This window comes from Enterobacter sp. ECC-175, assembly GCF_043968675.1.
In the GTDB taxonomy this organism is placed as follows: domain Bacteria; phylum Pseudomonadota; class Gammaproteobacteria; order Enterobacterales; family Enterobacteriaceae; genus Enterobacter.
On record NZ_CP143776.1, the window covers coordinates 131,063 to 151,059 of the forward strand.

Annotated in this window: 12 protein-coding genes, 2 tRNA genes and 4 rRNA genes; 9 read left to right on the forward strand and 9 right to left on the reverse strand. The window is 52.9% G+C overall.

What is annotated here, in order from left to right:
• Positions 1–109 precede the first annotated feature (109 nt).
• The gene (locus tag V1599_RS00645; RefSeq protein ID WP_395300871.1) at positions 110–2,194 is read left to right on the forward strand and encodes a putative bifunctional diguanylate cyclase/phosphodiesterase; all 2,085 of its coding nucleotides are present in this window, start codon (positions 110–112) and stop codon (positions 2,192–2,194) included.
• Here V1599_RS00645 and envR read toward each other — a convergent pair.
• Complete coding sequence (envR, locus tag V1599_RS00650) at positions 2,189–2,836, reverse strand: acrEF/envCD operon transcriptional regulator (RefSeq protein ID WP_395300872.1); 648 nt, start codon at positions 2,834–2,836, stop codon at positions 2,189–2,191. The two genes, V1599_RS00645 and envR, sit on opposite strands and share 6 nt — an antisense overlap.
• A gap of 379 nt (positions 2,837–3,215) precedes the next feature.
• Between envR and V1599_RS00655 the strand changes: the two genes are divergently transcribed.
• The 7 genes from V1599_RS00655 (at position 3,216) to V1599_RS00685 (ending at position 12,581) form a co-directional block, all read left to right on the forward strand.
• Positions 3,216–4,355: an efflux RND transporter periplasmic adaptor subunit gene (locus V1599_RS00655; RefSeq protein WP_395300873.1), complete on the forward strand. Its 1,140-nt coding sequence runs from the start codon at positions 3,216–3,218 to the stop codon at positions 4,353–4,355.
• An 11-nt stretch (positions 4,356–4,366) separates the two neighbouring features.
• Positions 4,367–7,480: an efflux RND transporter permease subunit gene (locus V1599_RS00660; RefSeq protein ID WP_112013095.1), complete on the forward strand. Its 3,114-nt coding sequence runs from the start codon at positions 4,367–4,369 to the stop codon at positions 7,478–7,480.
• A gap of 259 nt (positions 7,481–7,739) precedes the next feature.
• A complete protein-coding gene (locus V1599_RS00665) occupies positions 7,740–7,961 on the forward strand; it encodes a hypothetical protein (protein WP_297116914.1) in 222 nt (73 codons plus the stop codon).
• 465 nt (positions 7,962–8,426) lie between these two features.
• Positions 8,427–9,452: an amino acid ABC transporter substrate-binding protein gene (locus V1599_RS00670; protein ID WP_297116917.1), complete on the forward strand. Its 1,026-nt coding sequence runs from the start codon at positions 8,427–8,429 to the stop codon at positions 9,450–9,452.
• Positions 9,453–9,519: 67 nt separating this feature from the next.
• The gene (locus V1599_RS00675) at positions 9,520–10,701 is read left to right on the forward strand and encodes an amino acid ABC transporter permease (RefSeq protein ID WP_297116920.1); all 1,182 of its coding nucleotides are present in this window, start codon (positions 9,520–9,522) and stop codon (positions 10,699–10,701) included.
• Positions 10,702–10,711: 10 nt separating this feature from the next.
• Positions 10,712–11,815, forward strand: a complete 1,104-nt coding sequence (locus V1599_RS00680) for an amino acid ABC transporter permease (protein ID WP_395301601.1) — start codon at positions 10,712–10,714, stop codon at positions 11,813–11,815.
• A 7-nt stretch (positions 11,816–11,822) separates the two neighbouring features.
• Positions 11,823–12,581 carry an amino acid ABC transporter ATP-binding protein gene (locus V1599_RS00685; RefSeq protein WP_112013089.1) on the forward strand — a complete coding sequence of 253 codons (759 nt, stop codon included), beginning with the start codon at positions 11,823–11,825 and terminating at the stop codon, positions 12,579–12,581.
• Between the two features lie 107 nt (positions 12,582–12,688).
• On the opposite strand, the gene rrf (V1599_RS00690) is transcribed toward V1599_RS00685, so the two are convergent.
• The 6 genes from rrf (V1599_RS00690) to V1599_RS00715 form a co-directional block, all read right to left on the reverse strand.
• Positions 12,689–12,804: ribosomal RNA gene (gene rrf / locus V1599_RS00690) — 5S ribosomal RNA — on the reverse strand.
• 43 nt (positions 12,805–12,847) lie between these two features.
• Positions 12,848–12,923: transfer RNA gene (locus V1599_RS00695), tRNA-Thr, on the reverse strand.
• Between the two features lie 14 nt (positions 12,924–12,937).
• A 5S ribosomal RNA gene (gene rrf, locus V1599_RS00700) occupies positions 12,938–13,053 on the reverse strand.
• Positions 13,054–13,123: 70 nt separating this feature from the next.
• Positions 13,124–16,029: ribosomal RNA gene (locus V1599_RS00705) — 23S ribosomal RNA — on the reverse strand.
• A 193-nt stretch (positions 16,030–16,222) separates the two neighbouring features.
• Positions 16,223–16,298, reverse strand: a tRNA-Glu gene (locus V1599_RS00710).
• A gap of 84 nt (positions 16,299–16,382) precedes the next feature.
• Positions 16,383–17,924 (reverse strand): 16S ribosomal RNA (locus V1599_RS00715).
• Together the 16S, 23S and 5S rRNA genes with 2 tRNA genes alongside form the textbook arrangement of a ribosomal RNA operon.
• Before the next feature lie 474 nt (positions 17,925–18,398).
• On the opposite strand from V1599_RS00715, the gene V1599_RS00720 reads away from it, so the two are divergent.
• On the forward strand, positions 18,399–18,953 hold the full coding sequence (locus V1599_RS00720; protein ID WP_395300874.1) for a gamma carbonic anhydrase family protein: 555 nt from the start codon (positions 18,399–18,401) through the stop codon (positions 18,951–18,953).
• Here the strand turns inward: V1599_RS00720 and V1599_RS00725 are convergent.
• Both V1599_RS00725 and aroE read right to left on the reverse strand, forming a co-directional pair.
• Positions 18,929–19,177 (reverse strand): DUF1488 domain-containing protein, encoded by a 249-nt coding sequence (locus V1599_RS00725; RefSeq protein ID WP_395300875.1) that lies wholly within the window; start codon positions 19,175–19,177, stop codon positions 18,929–18,931. The two genes, V1599_RS00720 and V1599_RS00725, sit on opposite strands and share 25 nt — an antisense overlap.
• Positions 19,174–19,992 (reverse strand): shikimate dehydrogenase, encoded by an 819-nt coding sequence (gene aroE / locus V1599_RS00730; protein ID WP_395300876.1) that lies wholly within the window; start codon positions 19,990–19,992, stop codon positions 19,174–19,176. Before aroE ends, V1599_RS00725 begins: the two co-directional genes overlap by 4 nt.
• Positions 19,993–19,997 lie beyond the last annotated feature (5 nt).

The window sequence follows — 19,997 nt, forward strand, 5'->3', positions numbered from 1 at the left end:
CCACTAAAAACGGGGATTTAAATCCCTTTTAGTCATTATCTGACGATGATAATGTCTCAGCCCTTCTCCACCGCTCTTGCTTAGCCTCTCATAACGAGTTCAACAGACTATGCTGGTAAGCCAATACAACCCAATACTCGTCGTTATCTCTTTTGTTGTGGCGATCCTTGCTGCCTATACTGCGCTAAACATGGCTGCGCGCGTGGCCGGAAGCCAGGGCACCCCCGCGCGCGTCTGGCTTGCGGGTGGCGGCATTGCGATGGGGATTGGCGTGTGGGCGATGCACTTCATCGGCATGCTGGCGATGGATCTCTCCATGAGCATGAGCTACAGCACAGGCCTGACGATTTTCTCGATGATCATCGCCATTGCATCATCAATATTTGCCCTGTGGATTGTGAGCGGTGAACGCCTGCGGTTGCGGCAGCTGATCCCGAGTTCATTCGTAATGGGAACCGGCATTGCCGCCATGCACTACACCGGAATGGCCGCGCTGGAAGTCACGCCGGCTATTATCTGGGATAAAACGTGGGTGGCGATTTCGGTCGCCATCGCCCTGGCCGCCTCGCTGACCGCGCTATGGCTGACCTTCCGCTTGCGCCACGAGGCGGCGCAGGTCGCCCTGATGCGTCTGGGGGCCGCCATCACGATGGGGATCGCCATCGCCGGCATGCACTACGCGGGCATGAAGGCCGCGCAGTTCCCTTCATCGACCATGGTCCACCACCACGGCATCAACGGAAGCTGGCTCGCTGTCCTGGTGAGCGTCATGGCGCTCTCCATTTTGGGCATTACGCTGCTGGTCTCAATGCTGGATGCCCGCCTTCAGGCCCGCACGTCGCTGCTGGCCTCTTCGCTGGCGGAAGCCAATCGAGAGCTGGCTCAGCTTGCCCTGCACGATACGCTAACGCGCCTTCCTAACCGTATTCTTCTGGAAGACAGGCTCGATCAGGCCATCAGCAAAGCCGACCGTGAGGGGAACCGTTTCGCACTGATGTTTATGGATCTCGACGGCTTTAAGGCCATCAATGACGCCTATGGTCATGATGTTGGCGACAAGCTTCTGGTTGCCGTTACCCAGCGGCTGCTGCTGCCGCTGAAAGGCCAGTACACGCTGGCGCGTATCGGCGGAGACGAGTTTGTCCTGCTGGCCGAGACAGGCTCGCCGGACGATGCCGCTTCGCTGGCCAGCGCGCTGGTGCGCGCCATCGATAGCCCGTTCAACGTTGAGCCCTATGAGCTGATGGTCACCCTCAGCATAGGCATAGCCCTCTACCCGCACGACGGAAAGAATGAACGCGAGCTGATGTTTAACGCGGATGCGGCCATGTACCACACCAAACATATGGGCCGCAACGGGTATCACTTTTTCCAGCCGTCGATGAACACCCTGGCGCAGACGAGCCTGCAGCTCATGAACGATCTGTGGATGGCGGTAGATCGTAACGAACTACGCTTACTCTACCAGCCGAAATTCCACGCGCCGACCGGGCCGATCCTTGGATTTGAGGCGCTGCTGCGCTGGCAACATCCTAAGCAAGGCCTGCTGACCCCGGACCAGTTTCTCCCTCTGGCGGAAAAAACCGGCCTTATCATTCCCATCGGCAACTGGGTCATCGATGAAGCCTGCCGCCAGCTGCGCGAGTGGCATCTTCAGGGGCATGCGGGCTGGTCGATGGCGGTGAACCTTTCTACGCTGCAGTTTGAGCAGCCATCACTGGTAAAGACCGTGCTTGAGTGCCTTGCCCGCCACGCCATTCCGCCTGAAACGCTGATCCTTGAGGTCACTGAAACCACGGCCATGAGCAACCCTGACGAAAGCGTGCGGGTACTGACCGAGCTGACGCAGGCAGGCGTAAAAGCCTCGATTGATGACTTTGGGACAGGCTACTCGAGCCTGCTTTATCTAAAACGATTGCCCGCCTGCGAGCTCAAAATCGATCGTGCCTTTGTGAAAGAGCTGAGCGGGAAAAATGAAGATGCGACGATCGTGTCGGCCATCGTCGCGCTGGCAAAAACGCTGAACCTGAAAGTGGTTGCGGAAGGGGTAGAAACCGTGGAGCAGCAGGCGTTTCTGACGGAGCTTGGCTGCAATACGCTTCAGGGATATTTATTAGGAAAACCGGTCTCCGCCGAGACCGTCGAGGCGCTCTGTCGTGATGGGGAGGCGTTCCCCTCTAAAATGCGCTCATAATGCCGCCTCGCAAGCCTCTGGCGGCACTCGCGAAGTCTGCAGCGTCGCCAGAATGTAATCCACCAGCGCGGGCGCTTCCTGATATAGGTTGAAACTGTCGCTATTCATTAACCAGTTTTTAATTATTCCACTAAAAAAACCGTGGAAGGCAATCAGCGTGAGTTCAACATTGACGTTCGGCGAGATCACGCGTTTTGATATGCACCGCTCCAGCACGGTGCGAAAACGATCGCCGTTTAGCCCAATACGATTTCGTATTTCATACTCTGATATCATATCGCTATGAAATTCACACTTATGATAAAGAATTTGTAAGAGGGAATACTGGCGGGGTTCTCGCGCAATGTACTGCAAGGCAGCGATAAATTGCTCACGAAGCAACAGCAGAGGATTATCATTTTCCGATAACGCTAACCGGTCTCGAATAATGTCACGCAGCGGTAACTGCTGCTCCCAGATAGCGTTAAAAATTTCCGATTTGCTGGAAAAATGCCAGTACACGGCACCGCGGGTTACGTTGGCGGCATCGGCAATATCGGTCAACGTGGTATTAGCCACGCCGCGCATAGCAAACTGTTCGATAGCAGCCTCTATCAGCTGCTGGCGGGTCTTCTGTGCTTCATCTTTCTTTTTGCGTGCCATAACCGTTGCTCATGACTTATCGAAATAATCCTTTATGAATACGCGCCGTGTAGAGATAAAAAGTATCTCTCATTAACCGCTTTATATTTGCACATAAAAAGTCAATTACCTGAATACATAATCCGGACAAATATAAATAACCACATTAATTCACCAGGAGAATGCTTAAATGCTGATTACGGTAACAGACTGACATAATAACCGTGGGGATTACACCGGGTGTGATTCTGATTTTGTCTCTAGCCTCCTCTCTTCGCACTTATAAATCAAAAAATATCAAAGCCCCTGCTTATTATACGCAGCTACATTTTTATTTTGTCTTCCAGCCCCTCCCCGATGCTCGGCGAATATCGGTTCATGGGTATTTAAAGGAAAAAAAATGACGAAACACTTCAGGCTGTTACCCTTAACCAGTTTATTTGTCTGTGCAGCCCTTCTCGGAGGTTGCGATGATCAGGGGAACACGCAGCAGCATGCCCCCGCTCCGCAGGTCAGCGTGCATGTGATTAAAAGTGGACCATTGGCCGTCACCACCGAGCTGCCGGGCAGAACGGACGCCTTTCGCGTTGCAGAGGTTCGCCCACAGGTGAGCGGCATCATCCTGCGTCGTAACTTTGAAGAAGGCAGCGACGTCAAAGCCGGAGCATCTTTGTATCAGATTGATCCCGCGACGTATCAGGCGGCGTATGACAATGCGAAGGGCGAGCTGGCGAAGGCCCAGGCTGCGGCCAATATTGCGCACCTGACCGTGAAGCGCTATCTGCCGCTGGTGGGGACACAGTACGTCAGTAAACAGGAGTACGATCAGGCGGTCGCCACCGCGCAGCAAGCAGATGCCGGCGTTGTCGCCGCGCAGGCTGGCGTTGAAAGCGCACGTATCAATCTCGCCTATACCAAAGTGACTTCACCTATTGACGGACGTATCGGCAAATCCAGCGTTACCGAAGGGGCGCTGGTCACTAACGGTCAGTCTACCGCGCTGGCGACCGTTCAACAGCTTGATCCGATATATGTCGATGTGACGCAGTCGAGCAATGATTTTATGCGCCTGAAGCAGACGAGCCTGCAAAAGGGAAATGCCGCCAGCACCGTTGAGCTGCTCATGGAAAACGGTCAACCGTACCCTTTAAAAGGCACGCTGCAGTTCTCTGATGTCACCGTGGATGAAAGCACCGGCTCCATTACGCTGCGCGCCATTTTCCCCAATCCTCAGCATTTGCTTCTGCCGGGAATGTTCGTGCGTGCCCGCATTGATGAAGGTACGCAGCCCAATGCCATTCTGGTTCCTCAGCAGGGCGTTACCCGTACGCCGCGCGGAGAGGCAACCGTGCTGGTTGTAAACGATAAAAATCAGGTTGAGTTGCGCACCGTGGAAGCACCGCAGGCCATTGGCGATCGCTGGCTGATTACCGAAGGGCTGAAGAACGGCGATCGCGTGATTGTCAGCGGTCTGCAAAAAGTTCGCCCTGGCGTGACCGTGGTCGCAACGCCTGATACCGCTACTCAACCTGCCAGTTAAGGGACGACAGCATGGCTAATTTCTTTATTCAGAGGCCCGTTTTCGCCTGGGTCCTCGCCATCATTTTGATGATTGCGGGCGGGCTGGCCATCTTAAAGCTGCCGGTTGCGCAGTATCCGACCATCGCGCCACCGGCCGTTGCCGTAACGGCAACGTACCCTGGCGCGGACGCCCAGACGGTACAGGATACGGTGACGCAGGTTATCGAACAGAATATGAACGGTATCGATAACCTGATGTATATGTCATCCACCAGCGACTCCGCAGGTAACGTTACCATCACCCTGACGTTCCAGTCCGGTACCGACCCTGATATCGCTCAGGTACAGGTGCAAAACAAACTTCAGCTGGCGATGCCGCTTCTGCCGCAGGAAGTGCAGCAGCAGGGTATCGGCGTTGAGAAATCCAGCAGCAGCTTCCTGCTGGTAGCGGGGTTTGTATCGGACAATAAAAGCCTAACCCAGGATGATATCTCCGACTATGTTGCCTCGAACGTTAAAGATGCCATTAGCCGGACCTCTGGCGTCGGCGACGTACAGCTGTTTGGCGCGCAGTATGCCATGCGCATCTGGCTCGACAACAACGCGATGAATAAATACCAGCTCACGCCGCTGGATGTTATCAACCAGTTGAAAACCCAGAATAACCAGATCGCTGCGGGTCAGCTGGGCGGTACGCCGTCTGTTCCAGGGCAGCAGCTAAACGCCTCAATCATTGCTCAGACTCGCCTGAAATCACCGGAGGAGTTTGGCCGCGTGACGCTGAAAGTGAACCAGGACGGCTCGATGGTTCACCTGAAGGATGTGGCACGCATTGAGCTGGGCGGCGAGAACTACAACATGGTCACCAAGATCAACGGCCAGGCGGCAACGGGTCTTGGGATTAAGCTGGCAACCGGGGCGAATGCGCTTGATACTGCCGCCGCTATCAAGAGTAAACTTGCCCAGCTGCAGCCATTCTTCCCGCAGGGGCTGAAGGTTGTCTACCCTTACGACACCACGCCATTCGTGAAAATTTCTATTCACGAAGTGGTGAAGACGCTGTTTGAGGCGATCGTTCTCGTCTTCCTGGTGATGTACCTGTTCCTGCAAAATTTGCGCGCAACCCTTATTCCAACGATTGCCGTGCCTGTCGTACTGCTCGGCACCTTCGCCGTGCTGGCGGCGTTCGGCTTCTCGATTAACACGCTGACAATGTTCGGCATGGTGCTGGCGATAGGCCTGCTGGTGGATGACGCCATTGTCGTCGTTGAGAACGTCGAACGCGTGATGGTCGAGGACAAGCTGCCGCCTAAAGAGGCAACGCAAAAATCGATGGAGCAGATCCAGGGGGCGCTGGTCGGGATTGCCATGGTGCTCTCGGCGGTATTCATCCCAATGGCCTTTTTTGGCGGTTCAACCGGGGCAATATACCGCCAGTTCTCTCTGACTATCGTTTCGGCTATGGCGCTCTCCGTGCTGGTTGCGCTGATTTTGACGCCTGCCCTGTGCGCCACGCTGCTCAAGCCCGTTTCCAGCGAGCACCATGAGAAAAAAGGGGGGTTCTTTGGCTGGTTTAATGCGCTTTTCGACCGAAGCGTAGAACATTACAGCAACAGCGTAAGCGGGATCTTACGTAAGACCGGGCGCTATCTGCTGGTTTACGTCATCATCGTCGGCGGCATGGCGGTGCTCTTCCTGCGCTTACCAACCTCTTTCCTGCCCGAAGAGGATCAGGGCGTCTTTATGACGATGGTACAGCTGCCCGCGGGTGCAACGCAGATGCGTACCCAACAGGTGCTCGATCAGGTGCAGGATTATTATCTCACCAAAGAAAAGGCCAACGTTGAATCTGTCTTCACCGTTAACGGCTTTAGCTTTAGCGGTCAGGGGCAAAACGCCGGTATCGCTTTTGTGAGCCTTAAGCCGTGGGAAGAACGCCCGGGTGAAGAGAACGGCGTAGAAGCGATTGTTGGCCGCGCGACGAAAGCCTTCAGCCAGATAAAAGATGGCCTCGTGTTTCCGTTTAACCTGCCGGCAATCATTGAGCTGGGCACCGCAACGGGCTTCGACTTTGAACTGATCGATCAGGCAAACCTTGGGCATACGCAGCTGACGCAGGCGCGCAATCAGCTGCTCGGGATGGTGAAAGAATATCCCGATCTGCTGGTGCGCGTGCGTCCTAACGGCCTCGAAGATACGCCGCAGTTCAAGCTTAATATCGATCAGGAGAAAGCACAGGCATTGGGCGTCAGCCTTTCCGATATCAACCAGACCGTTTCGACCGCGCTGGGCGGAACGTATGTGAACGACTTTATCGATCATGGACGCGTGAAAAAAGTTTACGTCCAGGCCGATGCCCCGTTCCGTATGCTGCCTGGCGATATCAATACGCTGTACGTGCGTAGCGCTAATGGTGAAATGGTGCCTTTCTCTGCCTTCAGCAGCGCGCACTGGGTATATGGTTCACCGCGTCTCGAGCGTTACAACGGTATGCCTTCAATGGAAATTCTCGGCGAATCCGCACCGGGTAAGAGCACCGGTGAAGCCATGGCGATGATGGAAAGCCTGGCCTCTAAGCTGCCTTCTGGCATCGGCTTTGACTGGACGGGAATGTCTTATCAGGAACGGCTTTCTGGTAACCAGGCTCCCGCGCTTTACGCGATTTCACTGATTGTCGTGTTCCTGTGCCTGGCGGCCCTTTATGAAAGCTGGTCTATTCCGTTCTCCGTTATGTTGGTCGTGCCGCTGGGCGTGATTGGCGCATTGCTTGCCGCGTCGCTGCGCGGATTAAATAATGACGTCTACTTCCAGGTCGGCCTGCTGACAACCATTGGCTTATCCGCCAAGAACGCCATTTTGATCGTTGAGTTTGCAAAGGACCTTATGGAGAAAGAAGGCAAAGGAATCATCGAGGCAACGCTTGAAGCCTCGCGGATGCGTCTGCGTCCTATTCTGATGACGTCTCTGGCGTTCATTCTTGGGGTATTGCCGCTGGTCATCAGCAGCGGTGCGGGTAGCGGTGCGCAAAACGCAGTCGGGACTGGCGTAATGGGGGGCATGCTCTCAGCCACCCTGCTGGCTATCTTCTTCGTGCCCGTCTTCTTTGTGGTGGTCCGCAGAAGGTTTACCAGCCATAAAGAGTAATGCATTTCAAAAAGGCGCCCGGGGCGCCTTTTTGATTTCCACGCCAGCTATCCATTAGCCTGCTAATATGAAAAGCCAGATCCATAATTTCTCCATTAATTCACTAACTAATCGGTTTTTCTCCATCATTTTTACAATCAACATACTTTGAGATTATTCCTCGTACAGCAGAGAGGTATCTCAGTGGTAAAATAACGAACAATTCGTTGATGGTCCTTTTGGCTTAACGACGAATGTGAGAACTCACTGAGGTAACATCATGAAAAGATTGATTCCCGTTGCACTTCTTGCGACGCTCCTTGCTGGCTGCGCGCATGATTCCCCATGTGTACCGGTATACGACGATCAGGGCCGTCTGGTTCATACCAATACCTGTATGAAAGGCACGACTCAGGATAACTGGGAAACGGCAGGTGCTATCGCAGGTGGAGCCGCCGCGGTAGCAGGCTTGACGCTAGGTATCGTCGCCTTGACCAAGTAAGTATGCTTCTTGAAAGCGCGGCGAAATCCGCGCTTTTGCTTTTAAATGGTGCACGCACTAAAGCTAAATTAAATACCAGCGACCTTTTTTTAGCAGCAGATCGTTATCTGTCACATTTTATTTGTTTACCCTCTCCCTTTTCTGTATTTCATCGTGACGCTTTTCACATATTATTTCTGATAAATACCCTGCCAATATTAACGCCCAAAACTATCTTTCGTTTATATCCTACAATCCGGAAAGTTTTGCTCTAATTTGTGGCGCAGATTGGAAATTCGCACCATTGCAGGGCATTCATTTTTTTTAAGCCTGTCTACACTCAGCATTATGCGTTCTGAGCGGCTATTCGTCCGTGCGTAAAAAACCTGGCATTAGGTTTGCTAAATAAACGTCGGCCAACGCCATAGACAGCTCAAAGCGTTTAACACGCCTTATAACGATAATTTTTGCCACACAGGATGCACTATGAAAAAGATGATGATAGCCAGCCTGGCCGCTGCGGGAGTGCTGTTTGCAATTGCCGGTCAAGCCCGTGCGGGTACGACACTGGATGCCGTTAAAAAGAAGGGATTTGTCCAATGCGGTATCAGTGACGGATTGCCAGGTTTTTCCTATGCCGATGCAAACGGTAAATTTACCGGTATTGACGTTGACGTCTGTCGTGGCGTTGCTGCCGCCGTTTTCGGTGATGACAGCAAGGTAAAATATACGCCTCTGACGGCAAAAGAACGCTTCACCGCACTGCAGTCAGGCGAAGTAGATATGCTCTCCCGTAATACCACCTGGACCTCCTCTCGCGATGCGGGCATGGGAATGGCATTCACTGGCGTAACCTATTATGACGGGATCGGATTCCTCACCCACAACAAAGCAGGGCTGAAAAGCGCCAAAGAGCTCGACGGTGCAACCGTCTGTATTCAGGCCGGTACCGATACCGAACTTAACGTGGCGGATTACTTCAAAGCGAACGACATGAAGTATACCCCGGTCACTTTCGACCGTTCAGATGAGTCAGCTAAGGCGCTGGAGTCAGGTCGTTGCGATACGCTGGCTTCTGACCAGTCCCAGCTGTATGCCCTGCGTATTAAGTTGAGCAATCCGGCCGAGTGGATTGTCCTTCCGGAAGTCATTTCTAAAGAGCCTCTTGGCCCAGTGGTCCGCCGCGGTGATGAAGACTGGTTCTCTATCGTGCGCTGGACGCTGTTCGCCATGTTGAACGCCGAAGAAATGGGTATCAGCTCGAAAAACGTCGATGAGAAAGCCGCGAATCCTTCAACGCCGGATATGGCGCACCTGTTGGGTAAAGAGGGTGATTATGGCAAGGATCTGAAGCTGGATAACAAGTGGGCCTATAACATCATTAAAAAGGTCGGGAACTACTCTGAGATCTTCGAGCGCAACGTGGGATCGGAAAGCCCGCTGAAGATCAAACGTGGCCAGAACAATCTCTGGAATAACGGCGGCATTCAATACGCTCCGCCGGTACGTTAAGCATTTGCTGTAACGGGCACTGCAGCTGCGGTGCCCTCTCCAGAGTCACGGTTACCGAGGTTCATTTATGTCCCATCGCCGCTCAGCCGTAAAAGGATCGCTATCCTTTTCTCATCCCGCGGTTCGCGCCTGGATATTTCAGATACTGGCTATTATCGCCGTTGTCGCTATCGCCATTTATTTAATCCATAACACCGTTACCAACCTAAATAATCGCGGTATTACTTCCGGCTTTGCTTTTTTGGATCGCAGCGCGGGTTTTGGCATTGTTCAACATCTTATTGATTACCAGGAAGGAGATACGTATGGCCGCGTCTTTGTGGTCGGCTTACTCAATACACTTCTGGTTTCGGCGCTGTGCATTGTCTGCGCCTCCATACTCGGCTTCTTCATTGGCCTGGCCCGGCTTTCCGAAAACTGGCTGCTGCGGAAATTATCGACCATTTACATCGAAACGTTTCGTAATATCCCACCGCTGCTGCAGATCTTCTTTTGGTATTTTGCCGTACTGCGAAACCTGCCGGGCCCACGTCAGGCCATAAACGCCTTTGACCTGCTATTTCTCAGCAATCGCGGATTGTACATTCCCTCACCTCTGCTTGCAGAAGGGATGTACGCTTTCATTGCCGCTATTGTTATAGCGCTTCTCGTATCGGCAGGGCTATTCCGTTATCACCGTAAGCATCAAATTAAGACAGGCGAACTTCGTAAGACATGGCCAGCGGCGATAGCACTTATTATCGGTCTGCCCGTCGTTGCGCACTGGCTTTTTGGTGCCGCGCTGCACTGGGATATCCCTCACCTTCGGGGTTTTAACTTCCAGGGTGGCCTGGTGCTGATCCCTGAGCTGGCCTCTCTGACGCTGGCGCTTTCGATTTATACCTCAGCCTTTATCGCGGAAATCATCCGTGCCGGGATTCAGGCCGTTCCTCACGGACAGCATGAGGCGGCACGCTCGCTCGGTTTGCCCAATACGGTAACGCTTCGCCAGGTTATTATTCCGCAAGCGCTGCGGGTCATTATTCCTCCACTGACCAGCCAGTATCTCAACATTGTGAAAAACTCATCTCTGGCCGCCGCCATAGGCTATCCCGATATGGTTTCACTTTTCGCCGGTACCGTGCTTAACCAGACAGGGCAAGCGATTGAAACCATTGCCATCACGATGTCCGTTTACCTGATTATCAGCCTAACCATCTCGCTGCTGATGAACCTCTATAACCGCCGCATCGCCCTGGTTGAGCGCTAAGGACACCATGATGACAAAAGCCATATTGTCTCACTCTTCGCGCGCCTCCGGCTCTGCGGGTGGGAATTTCATTATCTGGATGCGAAAGAACTTGTTCTCCAGCTGGAGTAACAGCCTGCTGACCCTTTTTTGCTTATGGCTGATCTGGGAGCTGATTCCGCCACTTCTTAACTGGGCGCTTTTACAGGCAAATTGGGTCGGTACAACTCGCGCTGACTGTACGAAAGCAGGCGCATGCTGGGTGTTCATCCACGAGCGCTTCGGCCAGTTTATGTATGGACTGTATCCTCATGAAGCGCGCTGGCGAATTAATCTGGCGCTCGCGATCGGCCTTCTCTCCATCGCCGCGATGTTCTGGAAAAAACTGCCTCATCGTGGACGCTATATTGCCTGCTGGGCGGTTTCATATCCGATCGTTGTGTGGGCGCTGCTTTACGGTGGTTTTCTGGGTCTGGAGCGCGTGGAAACACGCCAGTGGGGAGGACTGACGCTGACGCTCATCATCGCTTCCGTGGGGATCGCCGGCGCATTGCCTTGGGGAATTCTGCTTGCGCTGGGTAGGCGTTCAAAAATGCCGGTAGTTCGCGTGCTCTCCGTCATTTTCATTGAGTTTTGGCGCGGCGTGCCGCTCATCACCGTTTTGTTTATGTCCTCGGTCATGCTGCCGCTCTTTATGGCAGAAGGCACAACGATAGACAAACTGATCCGAGCCCTGGTCGGTGTGATTCTTTTCCAGTCCGCGTACGTTGCAGAGGTGGTCCGCGGGGGCCTGCAGGCTCTACCCAAAGGACAGTATGAGGCCGCGGAATCACTGGCGCTCGGCTATTGGAAAACTCAGGGGCTGGTGATCCTCCCCCAGGCACTCAAGCTGGTTATTCCGGGTCTGGTCAACACGATCATTGCTCTTTTCAAAGATACCAGCCTGGTGATCATCATCGGGTTGTTCGATCTCTTTAGCAGCGTGCAGCAGGCGACCGTTGACCCTGTCTGGCTTGGCATGTCCACCGAAGGATATGTCTTTGCTGCCCTGATCTACTGGATCTTCTGTTTTAGCATGTCGCGCTACAGCCAGCATCTGGAAAAGCGCTTTAACACCGGGCGTACACCGCACTGAGGAAATTATGAGCCAAATAACTATGACACCCGCCGACGCGATGATTACGCTGGAAAATGTGAATAAATGGTACGGACAATTTCATGTCCTGAAGGACATTAATCTTAAGGTAAAGCAAGGAGAACGCATTGTGCTTTGCGGCCCTTCTGGCTCCGGGAAATCCACGACCATTCGCTGTATTAACCATCTTGAGGAGCATCAGCAAGGGCGTATTGTTGTCGATGGCATTGAGCTGAATGAAGACATTCGCAATATCGATAGGGTTCGTCAGGAAGTGGGGATGGTGTTTCAGCACTTCAATCTCTTTCCACATCTGACCGTTTTGCAAAACTGCACGCTGGCACCGATTTGGGTGCAAAAGATGCCGAAAAAAGAGGCAGAAGCATTGGGAATGCACTATCTCGAACGTGTGCGTATCGCGGAACACGCGAATAAATTCCCGGGCCAAATTTCAGGCGGTCAGCAGCAGCGGGTGGCTATTGCTCGCTCGCTTTGTATGAAGCCCAAGATCATGCTGTTTGACGAGCCAACTTCCGCGCTTGACCCTGAAATGGTGAAAGAAGTTCTGGATACCATGATTGGATTGGCGCAATCCGGAATGACAATGCTGTGTGTGACGCATGAAATGGGGTTTGCCAGAACGGTGGCCGATAGGGTGATCTTTATGGATCGCGGTGAGATTGTCGAGCAGGCGCCACCCGACGAGTTCTTTGCACATCCCAAGTCAGAACGTACGCGAGCTTTCCTGTCGCAGGTCATTCACTGACCTGCTGTTTTGCCCAGTGGCGCGTATTGCTTACTGGGCCTACCATTTTCACAAGAATCATAACGCAAAAAGGCCATCCTTTCGGATGGCCTTTTCACTTGTTTGATGTCTGGCAGTTCCCTACTCTCACATGGGGAGACCCCACACTACCATCGGCGCTACGGCGTTTCACTTCTGAGTTCGGCATGGGGTCAGGTGGGACCACCGCGCTAAAGCCGCCAGACAAATTCTTTTACTTCTTGCCGAACTTTAACCTAAGTATAAAGTGGTGCTGATACCCAGAGTCGAACTGGGGACCTCACCCTTACCAAGGGTGCGCTCTACCAACTGAGCCATATCAGCACGCTAAATTTGATGCCTGGCAGTTCCCTACTCTCACATGGGGAGACCCCACACTACCATCGGCGCTACGGCGTTTCACTTCTGAGTTCGGCATGGGGTCAGGTGGGACCACCGCGCTAAAGCCGCCAGGCAAATTCTGTTATCTGTATCAGGCTGAATTTTGATTGTTCGTCTCTTCGCCAAAACATCTTCGGCGTTGTAAGGTTAAGCCTCACGGTTCATTAGTATCGGTTAGCTCAACGCATCGCTGCGCTTACACACCCGACCTATCAACGTCGTCGTCTTCAACGTTCCTTCAGGACCCTTAAAGGGTCAGGGAGAACTCATCTCGGGGCAAGTTTCGTGCTTAGATGCTTTCAGCACTTATCTCTTCCGCATTTAGCTACCGGGCAGTGCCATTGGCATGACAACCCGAACACCAGTGATGCGTCCACTCCGGTCCTCTCGTACTAGGAGCAGCCCCCCTCAATTCTCCAGCGCCCACGGCAGATAGGGACCGAACTGTCTCACGACGTTCTAAACCCAGCTCGCGTACCACTTTAAATGGCGAACAGCCATACCCTTGGGACCTACTTCAGCCCCAGGATGTGATGAGCCGACATCGAGGTGCCAAACACCGCCGTCGATATGAACTCTTGGGCGGTATCAGCCTGTTATCCCCGGAGTACCTTTTATCCGTTGAGCGATGGCCCTTCCATTCAGAACCACCGGATCACTATGACCTGCTTTCGCACCTGCTCGAGCCGTCACTCTCGCAGTCAAGCTAGCTTATGCCATTGCACTAACCTCCTGATGTCCGACCAGGATTAGCTAACCTTCGTGCTCCTCCGTTACTCTTTGGGAGGAGACCGCCCCAGTCAAACTACCCACCAGACACTGTCCGCAACCCGGATCACGGGTCTACGTTAGAACACCAGCCATTAAAGGGTGGTATTTCAAGGTTGGCTCCACGCAGACTGGCGTCCACGCTTCAAAGCCTCCCACCTATCCTACACATCAAGGACCAGTGTTCAGTGTCAAGCTATAGTAAAGGTTCACGGGGTCTTTCCGTCTTGCCGCGGGTACACTGCATCTTCACAGCGAGTTCAATTTCACTGAGTCTCGGGTGGAGACAGCCTGGCCATCATTACGCCATTCGTGCAGGTCGGAACTTACCCGACAAGGAATTTCGCTACCTTAGGACCGTTATAGTTACGGCCGCCGTTTACCGGGGCTTCGATCAAGAGCTTCGCGTTGCCGCTAACCCCATCAATTAACCTTCCGGCACCGGGCAGGCGTCACACCGTATACGTCCACTTTCGTGTTTGCACAGTGCTGTGTTTTTAATAAACAGTTGCAGCCAGCTGGTATCTTCGACTGATTTCAGCTCCACCCGCAGGGGCTTCACCTACATATCAGCGTGCCTTCTCCCGAAGTTACGGCACCATTTTGCCTAGTTCCTTCACCCGAGTTCTCTCAAGCGCCTTGGTATTCTCTACCTGACCACCTGTGTCGGTTTGGGGTACGATTTCGTGTTACCTGATGCTTAGAGGCTTTTCCTGGAAGCAGGGCATTTATCACTTCAGCACCGTAGTGCCTCGTCGTCACACCTCAGCGTTAATAAGGTACCGGATTTACCTGGAACCTCCGCCTACATGCTTAAACCGGGACAACCGTCGCCCGGCTGACATAGCCTTCTCCGTCCCCCCTTCGCAGTAACACCAAGTACAGGAATATTAACCTGTTTCCCATCGACTACGCCTTTCGGCCTCGCCTTAGGGGTCGACTCACCCTGCCCCGATTAACGTTGGACAGGAACCCTTGGTCTTCCGGCGAGCGGGCTTTTCACCCGCTTTATCGTTACTTATGTCAGCATTCGCACTTCTGATACCTCCAGCAACCCTCACAGGCCACCTTCAACGGCTTACAGAACGCTCCCCTACCCAACAACACCTGAGTGTCGCTGCCGCAGCTTCGGTGCATGGTTTAGCCCCGTTACATCTTCCGCGCAGGCCGACTCGACCAGTGAGCTATTACGCTTTCTTTAAATGATGGCTGCTTCTAAGCCAACATCCTGGCTGTCTGTGCCTTCCCACATCGTTTCCCACTTAACCATGACTTTGGGACCTTAGCTGGCGGTCTGGGTTGTTTCCCTCTTCACGACGGACGTTAGCACCCGCCGTGTGTCTCCCGTGATAACATTCTTCGGTATTCGTAGTTTGCATCGGGTTGGTAAGCCGGGATGGCCCCCTAGCCGAAACAGTGCTCTACCCCCGAAGATGAGTTCACGAGGCGCTACCTAAATAGCTTTCGGGGAGAACCAGCTATCTCCCGGTTTGATTGGCCTTTCACCCCCAGCCACAGGTCATCCGCTAATTTTTCAACATTAGTCGGTTCGGTCCTCCAGTTAGTGTTACCCAACCTTCAACCTGCCCATGGCTAGATCACCGGGTTTCGGGTCTATACCCTGCAACTTAACGCCCAGTTAAGACTCGGTTTCCCTTCGGCTCCCCTATACGGTTAACCTTGCTACAGAATATAAGTCGCTGACCCATTATACAAAAGGTACGCAGTCACACCACGAAGGTGCTCCCACTGCTTGTACGTACACGGTTTCAGGTTCTTTTTCACTCCCCTCGCCGGGGTTCTTTTCGCCTTTCCCTCACGGTACTGGTTCACTATCGGTCAGTCAGGAGTATTTAGCCTTGGAGGATGGTCCCCCCATATTCAGACAGGATACCACGTGTCCCGCCCTACTCTTCGAGTTCACAACCTGTGCATTTTCGTGTACGGGACTGTCACCCTGTACCGTGCGACTTTCCAGACGCTTCCACTAACACACAAGCTGATTCAGACTCTGGGCTGCTCCCCGTTCGCTCGCCGCTACTGGGGGAATCTCGGTTGATTTCTTTTCCTCGGGGTACTTAGATGTTTCAGTTCCCCCGGTTCGCCTCGTTAACCTATGTATTCAGTTAACGATAGTGCAACGAATTGCACTGGGTTTCCCCATTCGGACATCGCCGGGTCAAGGGTTCATATCACCTCGCCGGCGCTTTTCGCAGATTAGCACGTCCTTCATCGCCTCTGACTGCCAGGGCATCCACCGTGTACGCTTAGTCGCTTAACCTCACAACCCGAAGATGTTTCTTTCGATTCATCGTCGTGATTGCGAAAATTTGAGAGACTCGAACACACATAGCATGTGTGTCGTTTCAATTTTCAGCTTGATCCAGATTTTTAAAGAGCAAATATCTCAAACGTCACCCGAAGATGAGTTTTGAGATACGGGGGTCGGTGACTTTCACTCACAAACCAGCAAGTGGCGTCCCCTAGGGGATTCGAACCCCTGTTACCGCCGTGAAAGGGCGGTGTCCTGGGCCTCTAGACGAAGGGGACGTAAAGTCTCAATCGCAAGACGCCTTGCTGTTTACTTTTCATCAGACAATCTGTGTGAGCACTACAAAGGCAGGTTCTTTAAGGTAAGGAGGTGATCCAACCGCAGGTTCCCCTACGGTTACCTTGTTACGACTTCACCCCAGTCATGAATCACAAAGTGGTAAGCGCCCTCCCGAAGGTTAAGCTACCTACTTCTTTTGCAACCCACTCCCATGGTGTGACGGGCGGTGTGTACAAGGCCCGGGAACGTATTCACCGTAGCATTCTGATCCACGATTACTAGCGATTCCGACTTCATGGAGTCGAGTTGCAGACTCCAATCCGGACTACGACGTACTTTATGAGGTCCGCTTGCTCTCGCGAGGTCGCTTCTCTTTGTATACGCCATTGTAGCACGTGTGTAGCCCTACTCGTAAGGGCCATGATGACTTGACGTCATCCCCACCTTCCTCCAGTTTATCACTGGCAGTCTCCTTTGAGTTCCCGGCCTAACCGCTGGCAACAAAGGATAAGGGTTGCGCTCGTTGCGGGACTTAACCCAACATTTCACAACACGAGCTGACGACAGCCATGCAGCACCTGTCTCAGAGTTCCCGAAGGCACCAAAGCATCTCTGCTAAGTTCTCTGGATGTCAAGAGTAGGTAAGGTTCTTCGCGTTGCATCGAATTAAACCACATGCTCCACCGCTTGTGCGGGCCCCCGTCAATTCATTTGAGTTTTAACCTTGCGGCCGTACTCCCCAGGCGGTCTATTTAACGCGTTAGCTCCGGAAGCCACGCCTCAAGGGCACAACCTCCAAATAGACATCGTTTACGGCGTGGACTACCAGGGTATCTAATCCTGTTTGCTCCCCACGCTTTCGCACCTGAGCGTCAGTCTTCGTCCAGGGGGCCGCCTTCGCCACCGGTATTCCTCCAGATCTCTACGCATTTCACCGCTACACCTGGAATTCTACCCCCCTCTACGAGACTCAAGCCTGCCAGTTTCGAATGCAGTTCCCAGGTTGAGCCCGGGGATTTCACATCCGACTTGACAGACCGCCTGCGTGCGCTTTACGCCCAGTAATTCCGATTAACGCTTGCACCCTCCGTATTACCGCGGCTGCTGGCACGGAGTTAGCCGGTGCTTCTTCTGCGGGTAACGTCAATCGACAAGGTTATTAACCTTATCGCCTTCCTCCCCGCTGAAAGTACTTTACAACCCGAAGGCCTTCTTCATACACGCGGCATGGCTGCATCAGGCTTGCGCCCATTGTGCAATATTCCCCACTGCTGCCTCCCGTAGGAGTCTGGACCGTGTCTCAGTTCCAGTGTGGCTGGTCATCCTCTCAGACCAGCTAGGGATCGTCGCCTAGGTGAGCCGTTACCCCACCTACTAGCTAATCCCATCTGGGCACATCCGATGGCAAGAGGCCCGAAGGTCCCCCTCTTTGGTCTTGCGACGTTATGCGGTATTAGCTACCGTTTCCAGTAGTTATCCCCCTCCATCGGGCAGTTTCCCAGACATTACTCACCCGTCCGCCGCTCGCCGGCAAAGTAGCAAGCTACTTTCCGCTGCCGCTCGACTTGCATGTGTTAGGCCTGCCGCCAGCGTTCAATCTGAGCCATGATCAAACTCTTCAATTTAAGTTTGATGCTCGTGAATTAAACTTCGTAATGAATTACGTGTTCACTCAGAGACTTGGTATTCATTTTTCGTCCGGGGACGTTAAGAATCCATGTCACTTTGAGTGCCCACACAGATTGTCTGATAAATTGTTAAAGAGCAGTGCAACGCGGCTTTCGCTCACCGTTGCGAGGTGGCGTATAATACGCTTTCCTCTTTCAGAGTCAACCCGTTATTTCAGGATTTTTTCTCTTCAACCGACCGGGTTGTTTGTGAAGTGATTCACATCTGCCGTGTCGATGGAGGCGCATTATAGGGATCCCATTTTTGAGCACAAGTCTTTTTTAGATCTTTTTTGCTGACTGCTGAATTTCCGCGCTTTTCGCCGAAATCCCACCCGATTTGCTTAAATATTGACGTATTTTACCTTGCCTCGATCCAACAATGCGATCAAAGTCTTCTCTTATAGATAGCACTCATTTATCGAGGTAGATATGTCTGCAGTATTACGTCCTTATAAAGATCTGTTCCCCCAAACAGGCGATCGCGTGATGATCGACGTCAGCAGCGTCGTTATCGGGGATGTCAGAATGGCCAATGACGTGAGTATCTGGCCACTGGTTGCGATTAGGGGAGATGTGAACCACGTATCCATTGGAGCACGGACCAACATTCAGGACGGCAGCGTTCTGCATGTGACGCATAAATCTTCATACAATCCGGCAGGCAACCCACTCATTATCGGGGATGATGTTACCGTTGGTCATAAGGTGATGCTCCACGGTTGCACTATTGGCAACCGGGTACTGGTAGGGATGGGGTCAATTTTGCTGGATGGTGCAATAATAGAAGATGACGTAATGATCGGCGCGGGCAGCCTTGTCCCACAAAACAAACGACTCGAAAGCGGTTATCTCTATTTAGGCAGTCCGATTAAACAGATCCGCCCCTTAAAAGAGGCAGAGCTCAAAGGGTTGAAATATTCCGCGAACAATTACGTACGATGGAAGGATGAGTATCTGGCTCAGGATAACCAGATCCAGCCCTGATCGTCTTCCTGCCCATCGCGGATTAAATCGCTGGCTTCTTCTTCCAGATCCCAGCGATTTTCACAAAATATTTTTAACGGATCTACGCCGCCAAACCGACTCCGCAGCGTTTCCCCAGTCACCGCACATGTCAGCTGCATGCCATGCACCAGCACCGGAAAACAGACCGCTTGCCTGGCTTCGTCCCATGTTTCTCTGTCAGGAAAGTGGATCGCCTGATTCACGCCATTAATTCCTGCTTCAGTTTTTCGATCACCGGTTCAACCTCCGGTAACATACCGTGCCAGAGCAGCACCGCATGGGCCGCCTGGCCCACCAGCATACCCAGACCATCGGCCAAATGTTTTGCGCCGTGTTGTTCACACCAGTTCAGGAAAGGCGTTTTACCCTTTTGATAGAACATGTCGTAGAAATAGATATGGCTGCTTACAAGCGAAGCAGGAAGCGCCGGCACTTCTCCAGCGATGCCGCTTGAGGTGGCATTAATGATAAGATTAAATTCACGGTCGGCCAGATCCTCAAGCGCTACCGCGCTCACGCTGCCTGTATGTGCAAACAATCCAGCCAAATCTTCCGCTTTTGAAAACGTCCTGTTGGTAATCGTTACCGCGCAATCAAGCGAAAGGAGCGGCAGCAGCACGCCTCTTGATGCTCCACCCGCGCCAATGAGCAGGATCCGAAAGCCCGGTTTGATAAATGACAGTCTCTCAAGATCGCTCAATAAACCAATGCCATCAGTGTTATCTCCCAGAAGGCGCCCATCTTCAAGGCGCTTAAGGGTATTGACTGCGCCGGCAAGGGACGCCCGCTCGGTTAGCTCATCCGCACGTTCGCAAGCGGCTTCCTTAAAAGGTACCGTAACATTTGCCCCTTTACCGCCTGCATCAAAAAAAGCATTCAGCGTTGGAATAAATGCATCAACGGGGGCCAAAACGCGACCATAGGGATGGTCTATCTGGAGCTGGGCGGCAAACTGCTGATGAATAGACGGCGACTTGCTATGCGCAATCGGATTACCAAAAACAGCGTAGGTTTCCATAAATA

What these genes read in the sequence shown, in the direction of transcription:
- envR (WP_395300872.1), bottom strand. Translation starts at nt 2,836, where the DNA reads ATGGCACGCAAAAAGAAAGATGAAGCACAGAAGACCCGCCAGCAGCTG.
- V1599_RS00685 (WP_112013089.1), top strand. Translation starts at nt 11,823, where the DNA reads ATGAGCCAAATAACTATGACACCCGCCGACGCGATGATTACGCTGGAA.
- V1599_RS00665 (WP_297116914.1), top strand. Translation starts at nt 7,740, where the DNA reads ATGAAAAGATTGATTCCCGTTGCACTTCTTGCGACGCTCCTTGCTGGC.
- V1599_RS00720 (WP_395300874.1), top strand. Translation starts at nt 18,399, where the DNA reads ATGTCTGCAGTATTACGTCCTTATAAAGATCTGTTCCCCCAAACAGGC.
- V1599_RS00645 (WP_395300871.1), top strand. Translation starts at nt 110, where the DNA reads ATGCTGGTAAGCCAATACAACCCAATACTCGTCGTTATCTCTTTTGTT.
- V1599_RS00670 (WP_297116917.1), top strand. Translation starts at nt 8,427, where the DNA reads ATGAAAAAGATGATGATAGCCAGCCTGGCCGCTGCGGGAGTGCTGTTT.
- aroE (WP_395300876.1), bottom strand. Translation starts at nt 19,992, where the DNA reads ATGGAAACCTACGCTGTTTTTGGTAATCCGATTGCGCATAGCAAGTCG.
- V1599_RS00675 (WP_297116920.1), top strand. Translation starts at nt 9,520, where the DNA reads ATGTCCCATCGCCGCTCAGCCGTAAAAGGATCGCTATCCTTTTCTCAT.
- V1599_RS00655 (WP_395300873.1), top strand. Translation starts at nt 3,216, where the DNA reads ATGACGAAACACTTCAGGCTGTTACCCTTAACCAGTTTATTTGTCTGT.
- V1599_RS00680 (WP_395301601.1), top strand. Translation starts at nt 10,712, where the DNA reads ATGACAAAAGCCATATTGTCTCACTCTTCGCGCGCCTCCGGCTCTGCG.
- V1599_RS00660 (WP_112013095.1), top strand. Translation starts at nt 4,367, where the DNA reads ATGGCTAATTTCTTTATTCAGAGGCCCGTTTTCGCCTGGGTCCTCGCC.